This is a genomic window from Pseudomonas sp. GL-B-19, from assembly GCF_019956415.1.
Taxonomy (GTDB): domain Bacteria; phylum Pseudomonadota; class Gammaproteobacteria; order Pseudomonadales; family Pseudomonadaceae; genus Aquipseudomonas.
The window spans coordinates 26,013-40,796 of sequence record NZ_JAHBDK010000021.1; the positions used below are offsets into that span (position 1 = coordinate 26,013).

General features: G+C 57.6%; 13 protein-coding genes and 4 tRNA genes. 6 read left to right on the forward strand and 11 right to left on the reverse strand.

From position 1 onward, the window contains the following. Positions 1-29 precede the first annotated feature (29 nt). On the forward strand, positions 30-683 hold the full coding sequence (locus KGB06_RS08620; RefSeq protein WP_223513977.1) for an HAD family hydrolase: 654 nt from the start codon (positions 30-32) through the stop codon (positions 681-683). 112 nt (positions 684-795) lie between these two features. On the opposite strand, the gene KGB06_RS08625 is transcribed toward KGB06_RS08620, so the two are convergent. Further along, positions 796-1,758, reverse strand: coding sequence for a zinc-binding dehydrogenase (locus tag KGB06_RS08625; RefSeq protein ID WP_223513979.1), 963 nt, complete (start codon positions 1,756-1,758; stop codon positions 796-798). A 139-nt stretch (positions 1,759-1,897) separates the two neighbouring features. On the opposite strand from KGB06_RS08625, the gene KGB06_RS08630 reads away from it, so the two are divergent. Then, positions 1,898-3,979 (forward strand): carboxy terminal-processing peptidase, encoded by a 2,082-nt coding sequence (locus KGB06_RS08630; protein ID WP_223513982.1) that lies wholly within the window; start codon positions 1,898-1,900, stop codon positions 3,977-3,979. 147 nt (positions 3,980-4,126) lie between these two features. Next, entirely contained in the window at positions 4,127-5,917 is a 1,791-nt protein-coding gene (locus KGB06_RS08635; RefSeq protein WP_223513986.1) for a bifunctional diguanylate cyclase/phosphodiesterase, read from the forward strand. A 283-nt stretch (positions 5,918-6,200) separates the two neighbouring features. Here the strand turns inward: KGB06_RS08635 and KGB06_RS08640 are convergent, their stop codons facing one another. From KGB06_RS08640 to KGB06_RS08665, 6 genes are all read right to left on the reverse strand, one after another. Then, the gene (locus KGB06_RS08640; protein WP_223513989.1) at positions 6,201-6,527 is read right to left on the reverse strand and encodes a hypothetical protein; all 327 of its coding nucleotides are present in this window, start codon (positions 6,525-6,527) and stop codon (positions 6,201-6,203) included. Between the two features lie 497 nt (positions 6,528-7,024). Continuing rightward, complete coding sequence (locus KGB06_RS08645) at positions 7,025-7,432, reverse strand: sel1 repeat family protein (protein ID WP_223513992.1); 408 nt, start codon at positions 7,430-7,432, stop codon at positions 7,025-7,027. After that, positions 7,433-7,804, reverse strand: a complete 372-nt coding sequence (locus tag KGB06_RS08650) for a hypothetical protein (protein WP_007945207.1) — start codon at positions 7,802-7,804, stop codon at positions 7,433-7,435. Beyond that, the gene (locus KGB06_RS08655) at positions 7,801-8,142 is read right to left on the reverse strand and encodes a helix-turn-helix domain-containing protein (RefSeq protein ID WP_223513995.1); all 342 of its coding nucleotides are present in this window, start codon (positions 8,140-8,142) and stop codon (positions 7,801-7,803) included. The genes KGB06_RS08650 and KGB06_RS08655 overlap by 4 nt, the downstream gene beginning before the upstream one ends. A 104-nt stretch (positions 8,143-8,246) precedes the next feature. After that, the gene (locus tag KGB06_RS08660) at positions 8,247-8,711 is read right to left on the reverse strand and encodes a YkvA family protein (RefSeq protein ID WP_223513997.1); all 465 of its coding nucleotides are present in this window, start codon (positions 8,709-8,711) and stop codon (positions 8,247-8,249) included. Between the two features lie 293 nt (positions 8,712-9,004). Then, positions 9,005-9,730, reverse strand: a complete 726-nt coding sequence (locus KGB06_RS08665; protein WP_223514000.1) for an FKBP-type peptidyl-prolyl cis-trans isomerase — start codon at positions 9,728-9,730, stop codon at positions 9,005-9,007. A gap of 271 nt (positions 9,731-10,001) precedes the next feature. On the opposite strand from KGB06_RS08665, the gene KGB06_RS08670 reads away from it, so the two are divergent. Further along, entirely contained in the window at positions 10,002-11,810 is a 1,809-nt protein-coding gene (locus tag KGB06_RS08670; protein WP_223514003.1) for a di-heme-cytochrome C peroxidase, read from the forward strand. Next, the gene (locus KGB06_RS08675) at positions 11,807-12,940 is read left to right on the forward strand and encodes a catalase family protein (RefSeq protein WP_223514006.1); all 1,134 of its coding nucleotides are present in this window, start codon (positions 11,807-11,809) and stop codon (positions 12,938-12,940) included. Before KGB06_RS08670 ends, KGB06_RS08675 begins: the two co-directional genes overlap by 4 nt. A 143-nt stretch (positions 12,941-13,083) precedes the next feature. Here the strand turns inward: KGB06_RS08675 and KGB06_RS08680 are convergent. The 4 genes from KGB06_RS08680 to KGB06_RS08695 form a co-directional block, all read right to left on the reverse strand. Further along, positions 13,084-13,160 (reverse strand) — tRNA-Asp (locus KGB06_RS08680). Between the two features lie 15 nt (positions 13,161-13,175). Beyond that, positions 13,176-13,251, reverse strand: a tRNA-Val gene (locus tag KGB06_RS08685). Positions 13,252-13,450: 199 nt separating this feature from the next. Then, a tRNA-Asp gene (locus KGB06_RS08690) sits at positions 13,451-13,527 on the reverse strand. Positions 13,528-13,546: 19 nt separating this feature from the next. Continuing rightward, positions 13,547-13,622 (reverse strand) — tRNA-Val (locus KGB06_RS08695). Between the two features lie 161 nt (positions 13,623-13,783). Here KGB06_RS08695 and rdgC point away from each other — a divergent pair. Beyond that, positions 13,784-14,704 carry a recombination-associated protein RdgC gene (gene rdgC / locus KGB06_RS08700; protein ID WP_223514009.1) on the forward strand — a complete coding sequence of 307 codons (921 nt, stop codon included), beginning with the start codon at positions 13,784-13,786 and terminating at the stop codon, positions 14,702-14,704. The last annotated feature ends 80 nt before the right edge of the window (positions 14,705-14,784 follow it).

Below are 14,784 nucleotides of genomic sequence, written 5' to 3' on the forward strand. Positions count from 1 at the left end.
TTGCTGAAGTTAAAGAGAGAACTGCACTGATGGCCCTGGCAATTTTTGATCTGGATGAAACCCTGATCCACGGCGACTGCGCCACCCTCTGGAGCGAGCAAATGGGCCGCCTGGGCTGGGTCGACCCTGAGTCGTTCATGCGTCAGAACAACGAGCTGATGGACGCTTACAGCCACGGCAAGTTGCGCATGGAAGAGTACATGGCGTTCAGCCTCGAGCCGATGATCGGCAGGACGCCTGAAGAGGTCGATCACCTGGTCGGACCATGGGTTGAAGACTTCATCGAGCCGATCATCTTCAGCGATGCCACCAAAGCCATCGCCGCCCACCGCAAGGCTGGCGACAGGATTGTGGTTATCTCGGCGTCCGGCACGCACCTGGTGCGGCCGATTGCCGAACGCCTGGGCATCGACGAGATTCTCGGCATCGAACTGGAAGTCGCGCATGGGGTGTATAGCGGCCACACCGTTGGCACGCTGACCTACCGCGAAGGCAAGATCACCCGTCTGCTGGAATGGCTGGATGCGGAAGAGGAAAACCTCGAAGGCGCGAGCTTTTATTCCGACTCACGTAACGATTTACCGCTACTTCTGAAGGTGGATTTCCCACATGTGGTAAACCCCGACCCGGTCCTGCTTGAGCACGCCGAAAAAGCCGGCTGGCCGATCCATATCTGGAAATAACAAATACCCCCCTGTAGGAGCCTGGCTTGCCAGCGATGGCGGCGTGTCAGCCACCAAACATGTCGGCTGGAAGACCGCTTTCGCGGGCAAGCCATGCTCCTACAGGTGTGTGTCAAACCAGGCTTTCGTCGATCACCAATACCAATTTTCCCGCGACGGTATTGCTCGCCAACTCCGCAAACGCCGCTTCGGCATCCTTGATCGGGAACGTCTTGGCCAGTTGCGGGCTCAAGCGTCCTTCGGTAAACAACGGCCAGACATGCTGGCTTAGATCACTGAACAAATCCGCCTTGAACTGCTCGTCGCGGCTGCGCAGGGTCGAGCCCAGCAGTTGCACGCGCTTGGTCAGCACCTGCGCCAGATCCAGCTGCGCCTCACGGCCCCCCATCAGGCCGATCAGCACCCAACGACCATCACGGGTCAGCAACTTCAGATTCAGCGCGGCGTAGTTGCCGCCTACCGGGTCGAGGATCACATCGAACGGCCCCAGATCATTCAAACTGTCCAGGCCGCCCTTGCGTACCACCCCACCCTGCGCGCCCAGTGCTTCACAGTAAGCCAAACGCTCAGCGGAACCGACGCTGACCCAGCACGGGTTACCAAACGCCTTGCATAGCTGAATGGCTGCTGAACCAATACCACTTGCTCCGGCGTGCAGAAGAACTTTCTCACCCGGCTTGAGCGCAGCGAGCTGAAACAGATTCAGCCAGACGGTCGCATACACTTCGGGCAACGCGGCCGCCTCGACCAAGGACAGACCTTCGGGAACCGGCAACACATGCCGTCCGTCGACAACTACCTCTTCGGCCATCCCGCCCCCGGCCAGCAAGGCGCAAACTCGATCACCGACCTGCCAGGAAGACCCCGCGCCTACCTCGCTGATCACCCCTGAACACTCAAGACCCAGTACTTGACTGGCTCCCGGCGGGGGTGGATAGAGGCCCGCTTTCTGTAACAAATCGGCACGATTGAGTCCCGCTGCCGCCACTCGGATACGAACTTGTCCTACATCACATGTAGGACTGGGCTCTTCAAGCCACTCCACTCGACCTTCAACGCCTTGCAATGCTTTCACAGTGCCTCCATAGTGAGTCTGGACTGAGCCCGTATCTGTAGCGCCGGGCTTTCTTGCATTATGCGACCGGTTCTCGTGGATCCGGCGACTTCAAAGACGGCCTAATATGCGTGATCAATTGTCCCCGCGTCGAATCAGCATGAAGCATTTTTTTCCTGGCACCGCCCTAGCCCTCTTCATCGGTATCGGCCTGTTGCCGTTATCGACCAATACGTTTGCAGCCAATAGCTGGGACAAGCTTCAGCCTGATCGTGACGAAGTAATCGCCAGTCTGAACGTCGTCGAATTGCTCAAGCGCCATCACTACAGCAAGCCGCCGCTCGATGACGCGCGCTCCGTGATCATCTACGACAGCTATCTCAAGCTGTTGGACCCGTCGCGCAGCTACTTCATGGCCAGTGACATTGCCGAATTCGACAAATGGAAAACCGAGTTTGACGATTTCCTCAAAAGCGGCGACCTGAACGCCGGGTTCACCATCTACAAGCGCTACCTGGACCGCGTCAAGGCGCGTCTGGACTTCGCCCTTGCCGAGTTGAACAAAGGCGTCGACAAGATCGACTTCACCACCAAGGAAACCTTGCTGATCGACCGCAAGGACGCACCTTGGCTCAAATCCAGCGCCGAACTCAACGACTTGTGGCGCAAACGCGTCAAGGACGAAGTGCTGCGGCAGAAGATCGCGGGCAAGGACTCCAAGCAAATTCAGGAAACCTTGATCAAGCGCTACAAGAACCAGTTGGCGCGCCTGGACCAGACCCGTGCGGAAGACATCTTCCAGGCGTACATCAACACCTTCGCCATGTCCTACGACCCGCACACCAACTATCTGTCGCCGGACAACGCGGAAAACTTCGACATCAACATGAGCCTGTCCCTGGAGGGCATCGGCGCCGTGTTGCAGAGCGATAACGACCAGGTAAAAGTCGTGCGTCTGGTACCTGCCGGCCCGGCCGACAAGACCAAAATGGTTGCCCCTGCCGACAAGATCATCGGCGTTGCCCAAGGCAACAAAGAGATGGTCGACGTGGTCGGCTGGCGCCTGGACGAAGTGGTCAAACTGATCCGTGGTCCGAAAGGCACCGTCGTGCGCCTGGAAGTCATTCCGGCCAGCAATGCGCCGAATGACCAGACCACCAAAATCGTGCCGATCACCCGCGAAGCGGTGAAGCTTGAAGATCAGGCGGTGAAGAAGTCGGTCCTCAACCTGAAACAGGATGGCAAGGACTACAAGCTCGGCGTCATCGAGATTCCGGCCTTCTACCTCGACTTCAAGGCTTTCCGTGCCGGCGATCCGGACTACAAGAGCACTACGCGCGACGTCAAGAAACTGCTGACCGAATTGCAGAAAGACAAGGTCGACGGCGTGGTCATCGACCTGCGCAACAACGGCGGTGGTTCCTTGCAGGAAGCCACCGAGCTGACCAGTCTGTTCATCGACAAGGGTCCTACGGTCCTGGTGCGTAACGCCGATGGCCGCGTCGATGTACTGGAAGATGAAAACCCGGGCGCCTTCTACAAAGGTCCGATGGCGTTGCTGGTCAACCGCTTGTCCGCCTCGGCTTCGGAGATTTTTGCCGGCGCGATGCAGGATTACCACCGCGCGTTGATCATCGGCGGCCAGACTTTCGGTAAAGGCACCGTGCAAACCATTCAGCCGCTGAACCATGGCGAACTGAAACTGACCCTGGCCAAGTTCTACCGGGTTTCCGGCCAGAGCACCCAGCATCAGGGCGTACTGCCAGACATCGATTACCCGTCGATCATCGACACCAAGGAAATCGGCGAAAGCGCCCTGCCGGAAGCCATGCCATGGGACACCATCAAGCCGGCCATCAAGCCTGCGGTTGATCCGTTCAAGCCGTACATCACCCAGCTCAAGTCCGAGCATGATGCACGCTCGGCCAAAGACGCGGAGTTCGTGTTCATCCGCGACAAGCTGGCCTTGGCACAGAAGCTGATGGATGAAAAAACCGTCAGCCTCAACGAAGTGGAGCGTCGGGCGCAGCACACCGACATCGAAGCCAAACAGCTGGTGATGGAAAACATCCGTCGCAAGGCCAAAGGCGAAGAACCGCTCAAAGAGCTGAAGAAAGAAGACGAAGACGCTATTGCGGCCGAGCCGGACAAGACCAAGCCAGAAGACGATGCATATCTGAGCGAGGCCGGTCGGATCCTGCTGGACTACCTGAAACTCAACAGCGCCGTCGCCAAGCACTAAGTTGTTACAAGCAAGATGATGGCAATTTAATGCTGACGCTCTCCGGAGCGTCATCAAACAGTCATCGTTCTGTCGTGAAATAAGGGACTGGGAGCACCTCTTTAACAAGAGTCTGCTCCCAGTCCTTTTTTTCGCCCAGAGATTGCCATGACCACGACAGAACAGCTGAGTGCCTTGAGTTCCATACTGGCTCAAAGCGGTTTGCACAGCCTGTTCCAGCCGATCATTTCCCTCTCCGAGCGACGTATTGTCGGCTATGAAGCCCTCACCCGTGGTCCCTCGAACAGCCCGCTGCACGCGCCCCTCGCATTGTTCTCGGTGGCCCGCCAGGCCGGTCGGTTGAGCGAGCTGGAAATCGCTTGTCGTGAAAGTGCTTGCCGACGTTTCAACGAACATCAACTGCCGGGCAAACTGTTCCTCAACGTTTCCCCGGAATCGCTGCTTGAGGCTGCCCACCAACCCGGTCGCACCTTGCAACTGCTGCAGGATTTCGGCATTGCGCCGAGCCAGGTGGTGATCGAACTCACCGAACAGACCCCGACCGACGACTTCCAGTTGTTGCAAAACGCGCTGCATCACTATCGGGCGATGGGGTTTTCCATTGCACTGGATGATCTGGGCGCGGGGTATTCAAGCTTGAGATTGTGGTCCGAACTGCGCCCGGATTACGTGAAGATCGATCGACACTTTATCGACGGCATTCACCAGGACGCGCTCAAACGCGAGTTTGTTGGCTCGATCCTGCAAATCGCCAAAGCTTCGCGGGCTCAAGTGATTGCCGAAGGCATTGAATTGCAAGAAGAGCTCGCGGTGCTGACCGAGATGGGCGTTGATCTGGTCCAGGGCTATCTGCTGTGCCGTCCTCAGGAATATCCGCCCCGGGATGCTCGCCACATGATGCCCAAACACGACAGCAGCGCCGTGGCACTGAATGACGAAGCCAGCGATCTCAGTCCACTGCTCAACGATCAACCGGCCGTGGCACGCAACACACCGACCGCCACCGTGCTGGAAGCTTTCCGCCGTCAGGCCAACCTGAATTCCCTGGCGGTGCTCGACGAACAAGGACAGCCCTGCGGCATCGTTCACCGACATTCGCTCTCAGACGCCCTGCTCAAGCCGTTTGCCACCGACCTGTTCGCCCGCAAACCGATCAGCCGCTTGATGAGCGACGACTTTCTCGCCGTGGAAATGAGCCAGTCACTGCAACAGGTCAGCCGCCTGATCACCAGCCGCGCGCGCCAACGCATTGAAGAAGACTTCATCATCACCCTCAATGGCGGCTATCTGGGATTGGGTCGGGTCATTGATGTACTCAAGCTGATTACCGAACTGAAAATCCAGCAAGCCCGCTACGCCAACCCACTGACCCTGTTGCCCGGCAACGTACCGATCCAGCAATGCCTGACGCGCTTGCTGCAACAGGAACGGGAGTCGGTGATCTGTTACGTCGACATCGACAGTTTCAAACCCTTCAACGACCTCTACGGCTACGGCCGTGGGGATGAAGTCCTGTTGTGCCTGGCGCACTGCCTGAATGAACGCATCGACCCTTCCCGCGACTTTGTCGGCCATATCGGCGGCGACGACTTCCTGCTGGTGCTCGGCCCGCAAGACTGGCGCAAACGCTTGAACCAGTTGCTGGACGACTTCCACAGCCAATGCCGACGCTTCTACCGCAGCGAACACCTGGAAGCCGGCTGCTTCATTGCCCCAAACCGTCAGGGTGTGCGGCAGGAGTTTGCGTTGTTGTCATTGTCGATCGGCGTGGTGCATCTGCATCCACAGGCCTGTGGGCAACTCGATGCGAGCCAGTTGGCGGAGATGGCATCGCAGGCCAAACACCACGCCAAGAATGTGCAGGGGTATAGCGTGCATGTGATTGATAGTTTGGCGGTGCCTGAAAGAGAAGATTTATTGCTTGAAGGGCATCGCTGAATGGTCTGACGCCTTCGCGGGCAAGCCCTAATGCCAGTCAGTTAAGCCGTAACGCGATTTGTAGCAGCTGGCGAAGCCTGCGTCCGGCTTCGCCAGCTGCTACCAAGAGCTTGTTTTGCCTGAGACTTTCTTAACTGACTGGCATTAGGGCAAGCCCGCTCCCACATTGACCGCTTACTTCTGGAAATACTCGGTTAAATGTAGGAGCGGCGGTGCGACGATTCGACTTGCCCGCGAAGAGGCCCGATCAGGCAACTCAAATGTTGAGCCTGTTCCTCAGCATCTAAACCTCAGAAGATCGAGCCCGCAACCGCCGGCCAATCACATCCAGCACATCGCACCCATCGCGCAACGGAATGGCACAAAGCAAAGCAAAATCACTAAGAATGAACGATTCACACTCGACCGAACCACGCATCGACATGTTTTCCAGCACCTGCGTGACGGCGCGAATTCGATAATTGGCCGCGTCATACAAAACATCGAGCGGCGCGTGGGTATCGACGAAAAGCGTGGGCATGTCAGTGCAGTTGCTGGTGAGGGCCATGAAGCGGTTGTTGGGATGCGAAACAGGCTTTACATAGGGTGGATCAGGATGAAGTGTTGGCATTTGAGACCTTCCGATGAAAATAGGAGCTGCCAAAAGCCTTCCTACAGGCTGGGTGGCAGCTATACGCGGGGTAGGAATACCGAGCATCGGAAACTCGACCACGCCGAAGCGTGCCCGCGCACAGCCGCCGCAACAGATCTTACGGACGCACATTGACGACCGCAAACCAAGTTTCGACGCTTACGCATTACCGATGCTGATAAGGGTTCCTACACCCCACCACTGAATTTTCAGTGACCATCAAAGGCTATCGGGTGAATTCATTTCGCACCAGTTCATGCAATTCGCTACAACTTGAAGGAAATCTCCGATGTATCTAGGCGGCATTAAACGCGCAGGACTTTGAGGGGGATCAATCAGAAAAGAAGCCAGTGAAGGATGAAATTGGTGTAGGGCAATTCTCTAATACGTCGACATTAATAAAACCAAGGGCCAGAAACGCAAACGTGGCGTGAGGTTTCCCTCACGCCACGTTTGTGTATCGGACATCGATTTATTTACTGCCCACCACCACGAGCGGCCAACTCTTTCAGCTTGAGCTCAGCCAACGGATGCCCGGCCTTCGCAGCCATGCCCCACCAGCGAGCAGCCTCAACAGGATCCGGCGCCTTGTTCGGCGTACCCGCCAGGCTAATCACCCCCACTTGATACGCCGCTTTCCCATCGCCCGCCAGCGCCGCCAGGCGCAGCAATCGTACGCCCTCCTCGCGAGCCCCAAGGCCGACGCCGCGAAAGGTCAGGATGTGGCCATAGAAGCTCTGGGCGCCGACGTCACCCAGGTTCGCCATGCGCGCAAACTGGCCTTCGAGCCAGCTCCAGCCCCGCGGCTGGCGCACAAACCACGACCAGTGAAACAACCGGCGGGCCAGCCAGTAGCCGGCCCGGGCCTTGAGCTTTAAAAACACTCAGGCCTCTGCCGATTCGGGGTATTCGTATTCAAACACTCGCACCACTTCCGAAGCATGCCAGGAAGCGGCGGCGACCCCGTCAGACGGTCCGGAGAAACGCCCCAGACGCTCGACACATTCGAAGAAGCCGGTGCGCGGCAGGCGGCTGGCACCCTGGCTGATCACCAGCGAGCTGCGCAGTGGCTGCTCGGCCTTGGCGTCCAGCGCGGCCAGATGTTCGAGTGCAGCGGTCAAGGTTTGCATGGCTGGCGTGGGCAATTGCAAACGCTCCAGCAACGCGCGATACGTCAAAAGATGGCGCTGACGTCGCGCCTGGTCCAACTCCCCCAGTAACCCGTCCCAATGGTGACGACTGATGCGTACGCTCACGATTCATCCCTCCACCCTGGCACCGTCAATTCCCAGGCCAGGCTGCGGCGAATCGCAGCGTCGGGTTGACGCTCGCCACTTTCAATCAAGGCCAGATAAGACGGGCTGATGCCTACCGTGCGGGCCAACGCTTCAATGGCGATGCCCTTCCCTTCGCGCAAACTGCGTAGTTGATCCAGACCCGGAAGAATCTGGTCTGGTGGTGGCGCGTGACGCACTGGCGCGTCGGGCGCCGGTTGCTGGTTAATGCCTGCTGCTTTTAGTAGAGCCTGATACTGAGCCCACGGTAAAACTGCATACTCGGGCTCGCCTTCGCGTGTGATTATCTGAATATCCATGACTTCCCCGTAGGACAACGACACTTTGCGAGTCGGCACTTTTCCCTAGAAGTGTAATCCTAACAGCGGCCAAGGTCGCGCGGGGGCATGAATAAAGGGGATTCTCAATCGGCCCGGTTCTTTTTCGGGCTCTGGAGCCGAAGTTGTTCCGCGGTATCGGGCAGACGCTCGACCACTGCCAACTTTTCCGGCACTTGACGCTTGCGCCAGGCGCGGAAGGCATTGAGTTCGTCGTCGAGTACTTTCATCAACCAGGCCAGCACGGCGATGTCGTCGAGCATGCCAAACAAGGGGAGGAAATCCGGAATGGCATCCACCGGACTGAGGAAGTACATCAGGCCTGCGACCACCGAAATCAGCGCCTTCGGGCTGATGGCACGGTACTCCCCACGCCAGTAGGCCAGGCACAGTGCCTGCAATAAACGCAGATCATCTTTAATCTTGCCCAGGCGATAACCCTGACTCGCACCTTTACTGGCGACGGCGAACAGCAGTGTCGGCAAGCGCCCGCGTGCGAGCAGGCGCCCGGCGAGTGGCAAGAATCGAGCGAAACTCCAGGGTGCTTTCATCATTCCTCCCACTGAAATGTTATCCACACAAATTGTGGATAACCTTGTGAACAGAGCTGCTTTTCGCGGCTGAAAGCCCCGTTTCATAAGGGTCCAGCTCAGATCGGGCGTTTTTTACTCACATAAAAAAACCCAAGATTTCATTGACTTGGAACCCCGGCGCAGCTAGCACAGGCGTCCTCAATGGCTATGACTCCAGCGTACAGCAACCGTTCGCTTTGTTTACCGTCACTGAATACCAGATGCAACAACGCCCCGCATTAGCGAGGCGTTGTTGTCAAAGCAGACGCTGATTACTTGGCGGCGTCTTCTTTGGCTGGGTCTTTGGCTGGATCTTTGATCGCCAACAGTTCCAGATCGAATACCAGCACCGAGTTGGCTGGAATCGCCGGGCTTGGGCTTTGGGCGCCGTAGGCCAGTTCGCTAGGGATGTACAGTTTGTACTTCTCACCCACGTGCATCAGTTGCAGGCCTTCAACCCAGCCCGGAATCACACCACTGACTGGCAGATCGATCGGGCTGCCGCGCTCGACGGAGCTGTCGAAAACGGTACCGTTGGTCAGCTTGCCGGTGTAGTGAACAGTCACTACGTCAGTCGGCTTAGGCTGTGGGCCATCGGCTTTCTTTTCCACTTCGTATTGCAAGCCCGAAGCGGTGGTCACTACGCCGGCTTTCTTGGCGTTGTCTTCGAGGAACTTCTTGCCGGCAGATGCCGACTCTTCGCTCATCTTGGCCATACGCTCTTCAGCACGCTTTTGCAGGGCGGCGAAGGCTTCGACCAGCTCGTCGTCTTTGAGCTTCTGCTCTTTCTTGCCGACGGCATCTTCGATGCCCTGGGCTACGGCTTTGGAATCCAGGTCATCCATGCCTTCCTGAGCCAGGCTTTTGCCCATGTTCAGGCCAATACCGTAGGAAGCTTTTTGCGCCGGAGTTTTCAGCTCTACGCTGGTCTGCGAATCACAACCCGCGAGTACCAAGCTAACCAGGGCCACCGCCGCTGCCAACCGATGCTGTTTCATGCTATTTCCTTGTTCATGCGCCTAAAGGGCAATCGAGTAAAGCCGCGAGCTTATCAGGCGGCCACGACCAATGGCTACCGGGATGAGAGCAGGATTCTCCTGATAAGTTCAGGTGTTTTAACTCATTTCAGCATTGGCAGCATGAAGCTTCTGTCATCTAGGTGCCTACAACAGCTGATCCTGTATCCCACAACATATGGCGTAATGGCCTCTTGCCGCACCTCGGTGCACTGAGACATAAGAGAGCGACAAATTAACAAGGAAGTTTATCGTGCGCCTTTTATTTCGCCTGCTGATGCTGGCCGCTGTGCTGTTGGGACTGGGCCTCATCGTGGCTCTGTACTACGTCGCCAACCCAAAATTACCGACCTGGTCACCCGCGCAGCAGGTGCATTACCTGGAGCAGTGGAGCGCTGAAGACCGCCAGACTTACTACTTCACCCCCCAAGGCACTCAGGTCAAAGGCTTGCGCTATGACTGGTTCACCGCCCTGGAACTGCCCTTCTCCCAGCAACGATTCGCTTCGCCCGACTACCTCGCTCGCTTTGGCTTTCTGATCGACCCCGGTCAGAAGCCCGCGCCAAACAATCCTGGCAATTTGCCCGCAGGCTTTGCCCGTCACCAAAACCCCGGCAGTCCGGACGTGTTTCTGGACATCACGTGCGCTGCTTGCCACACCGGTGAGTTGCGCTTCAACGGCCAGGCGATCCGCATTGACGGCGGCTCGGCGCAACATGTTTTGCCTTCCAGTGTTCCGACGTTGAAAGGGGGCAGTTTCGGGCAAGCGCTGGTCGCCAGTCTGACCTCAACTTACCTGAACCCCTGGAAATTCGAACGCTTCGCTCGAAACGTGCTGGCCGAGAACTACGACGCCCGGCACCCACAATTGCGCAAGGACCTGAAAGCGTCTCTCGATACCTTCGTGAAAGTTGCCTGGAACGATACTCACCGCGGTCTCTACCCCACCGAGGAAGGACCGGGCCGCACCGACGCCTTCGGGCGCATTGCAAACGCCACGTTTGGCGATGCGATTTCAGCTGACAACTACCGCGTGGCCAATGCCCCGGTGGATTACCCGCAACTGTGGGACATGTGGACGTTCGACTGGGTGCAGTGGAACGGTTCGGCGCAACAACCCATGGCTCGCAACATCGGCGAGTCCTTGGGGGTGGGCGCCACACTGAGTTTCTTCGATGCCAACGGCCAACCGCTCAAAGGTGATGAGCGCTACCCGTCGAGTGTCCGATTGCACGACTTGCACCAAATCGAACAAACCCTGCAACGGCTCAAACCACCCGCCTGGCCTGAAGCGCTGCTCGGTGCAGTCGACAAGCCGCTGGCAGCCAAGGGTCGAGAGTTGTTCAGCGAAAATTGCGCCGGTTGCCATAACCCGCGCTCAGTCGAGAGCGACGGACGCTGGGTACAACATCTGAAAATGCTCCCGGTGGATTTCATTGGCACAGACCCGGGGGCCGCGAACAACATTGCTGACCATCGTTTCGACCTTTCCGCCCTGCGATGGGATCTGACAGAGCTCAAACAGATGGATGTGCATTTGCAGCCGACACCCACTGAACCGCTGGATTTGAGCAAGTTGTCGTCGGCCAAAGGGTTGGCCTACATCACCGCTTTCGTCGGAAATCGTGCCTACCGTGATGCGAACATTCCAACCGCTGAACAACCGGCCATGAATGGCTTCGGCCTGCCGATTAGCGTGCGTGAGTTGCGCGCCTACAAGGCACGCCCCCTGGCGGGGGTTTGGGCGACAGCACCCTTTCTGCACAACGGCTCAGTACCGAGCCTTTATCAATTGCTCTCGCCCGAGGATGAACGCGCCACCACCTTCTATAAAGGCACGTTCGAGTACGACCCCCAACACCTTGGCTATCGCACCGAGGCCTTCACCAATGGCTTTGTGTTCGACACGCGCATCACCGGCAATCACAACAGCGGTCATGAGTTCCGTGCCGGCAAGCGCGGCAACGGCGTAATTGGCCGCTTGCTGCAACCGGAGGAACGCTGGGCGCTGCTTGAGTACCTGAAAGTATTGGACGGCCCCTTGGAGGCACAATTGCCATGAGCACACTCTGGATGCGCTTTGGCGCGATTCTCGGCAAGTCCCTTCTGTGGTTGCTTGGCCTTGGATTCCTCGGCTGGGCGCTGGCCACGGCGTGGTTTGCCTGGCAGCACAGCGGACCGGTTTCGGCGCAAGAACTGATACCGGACGGCGAAGCCGCCATGACCCAGGACGTCATTCAAACCGCGGTGCGCATCGTCGATCAACACCGGGAAAGTACCCGCTACCTGCGCGACGCCCATGCCAAGGCCCATGGCTGCGTAAAAGCCGAGGTTCAGGTGCTGCCGGATCTTTCAGAAGCACTGCGCCAAGGCGTGTTCAGCGAACCCGGCAAAACCTGGCAAGCGACGATGCGTCTGTCCAACGGCAACGCGTATCCGCAGTTCGACAGTATTCGCGATGCCCGGGGCATGGCGATCAAATTGCACGATGTGCCCGGCAAGCAACTGCTCGCCGATCAACAGCGCCGCGGTGAACAGGACTTTGTGATGTTCAGCCATCCAAACTTCTTCGTCAGCGATGTCGCCGAGTACCGTCAGAATGTGGCGGCGCAGGCTGACGGCCAGAAGCTGTTGGCGTTTTTTCCTGATTGGGACCCGCGCACCTGGCAGGTTCGCCATCTGTTTATCGCCCTGGCGACACTCTCCACCGCACCGGAAAGCCCGACACAGACAACTTACTTTTCGGTTTCGCCCTACAAGTTCGGTGAAGCCAATGCCAAATTCCGGGTAATGCCGGACCCGGATAGCTGCCCGACCTATACCCTGCCCGCACAAAACCAGAAACTGCCTAATTTCCTGCGTAATGCGCTGAACCAGCAATTGTCGGCCGACCGGGTGCCAGCCTGCTTCGTCCTGCAGATTCAGCGCCAGGACCCGAGCCAATACATGCCCATCGAAGACACCAGCATTGAATGGAGCGAAAACGATGCGCCGTTCGAGACGGTCGCGCGGATCAAACTGCCCGCTCAAGACTTTGATACACCGGCGCTGAACCTACAATGCGACAACCAGTCGTTCAACCCATGGTTTGGTCTTGAGGCCCATCGGCCGATTGGGGGCATCAATCGTCTGCGCAAAGCGGTGTATGAAGCCGTAAGCGATTACCGCCACAGTCGCAACGCTGAGCAGTAAGCCAGCAAAAACGAAAAAAGCGGCCCGAAGGTCGCTTTCTCAGTGAAAATCGGGGATTTGCCAAACGCCAGACAGCAAAAAGCCCGCATTAAGCGGGCTTTCTGTGTGGTGACCTGGCGTTCAGCGTTCCAGGTGACCGAATATGGCGCAGCGGACGGGACTCGAACCCGCGACCCCCGGCGTGACAGGCCGGTATTCTAACCGACTGAACTACCGCTGCGCGTAGCGTTGAAAGTGGTGGGTGATGACGGGATCGAACCGCCGACATTCTGCTTGTAAGGCAGACGCTCTCCCAGCTGAGCTAATCACCCTTTACCTTCGTTGCGGGGCACATTATGCCACATGTTTTCGTAAAGTGTTGATTTAATTGAATTATTTTTCAAAAAAATCCGAAAACCGGTGAAACGATGCAACCTGCAGGAACAACGGACAATCTACAGACAGAAAAAAACCCGCGTTAGCGGGCTTTTCCGTGGTGACCTGGCGTTCAGCGTTCCAGGTAACCGAATATGGCGCAGCGGACGGGACTCGAACCCGCGACCCCCGGCGTGACAGGCCGGTATTCTAACCGACTGAACTACCGCTGCGCGTAACACTGAATGCGAATGGTGGGTGATGACGGGATCGAACCGCCGACATTCTGCTTGTAAGGCAGACGCTCTCCCAGCTGAGCTAATCACCCTTCACGTTCGGTGTGGCGCGCATTCTACGGAGCGACCTCACCTCTGGCAAGCACTTTTTTAAATAATTTTCTCAGGCCTTCCAAAGGCTTAGCGAAGGGTTGGCCTATGGCGCCGCGAAGAGAATAATGCCCCCCTTTGTATATAAGGAGAGACTTACCCCATGTGGTTCAAAAACCTGCTTATCTATCGCCTGACCCAAGATCTGCCTGTTGATGCCGAGGCGTTGGAAACTGCACTGGCCACCAAACTGGCGCGTTCATGTGCAAGCCAGGAGTTGACCACCTACGGTTTCGTCGCGCCTTTCGGCAAGGGCGAAGATGCACCGCTGGTCCACGTCAGCGGCGACTTCCTGCTGGTCTCTGCGCGTAAAGAAGAACGCATTCTGCCGGGCAGCGTCGTGCGTGACGCCGTGAAGGAAAAGGTCGAAGAGATCGAAGCGGAGCAAATGCGCAAGGTCTATAAGAAGGAGCGCGACCAGATCAAGGATGAAATCATCCAGGCTTTCCTGCCGCGCGCCTTTATTCGTCGCTCGTCGACTTTCGCCGCCATCGCGCCGAAACAGGGACTGATCCTGGTCAACTCGGCCAGCCCGAAACGTGCCGAAGACTTGCTGTCCACCCTGCGTGAAGTGATCGGCACCCTGCCGGTACGTCCACTGACCGTAAAAATGTCGCCGACCGCCACCATGACGGAATGGGTCACTACCCAGAAAGCCGCTGACGATTTCTTTGTGCTGGACGAATGCGAGCTGCGTGATACCCACGAAGACGGCGGGATCGTGCGTTGCAAGCGTCAGGACCTGACCAGCGAAGAAATCCAGCTGCACCTGAGCACCGGCAAAGTGGTCACTCAGTTGTCTCTGGCCTGGCAAGACAAGCTGTCTTTCGTGCTCGACGACAAGATGGTGGTCAAGCGCCTGAAGTTCGAAGACTTGCTGCAAGACCAAGCGGAACAGGACGGTGGCGAAGAAGCCCTGGGCCAACTGGACGCCAGCTTCACCCTGATGATGCTGACTTTCGGCGACTTCCTGCCGGCGTTGGTTGAAGCGCTGGGCGGCGAAGAGACCCCGCAAGGGATCTAAAAAACCGATTCCCCCTGAAGAAATCGGTTCACCTGTAGGAGCCGGGCTTGCCCGCGATGGCGGTGTGTCAAGCAGCTGAA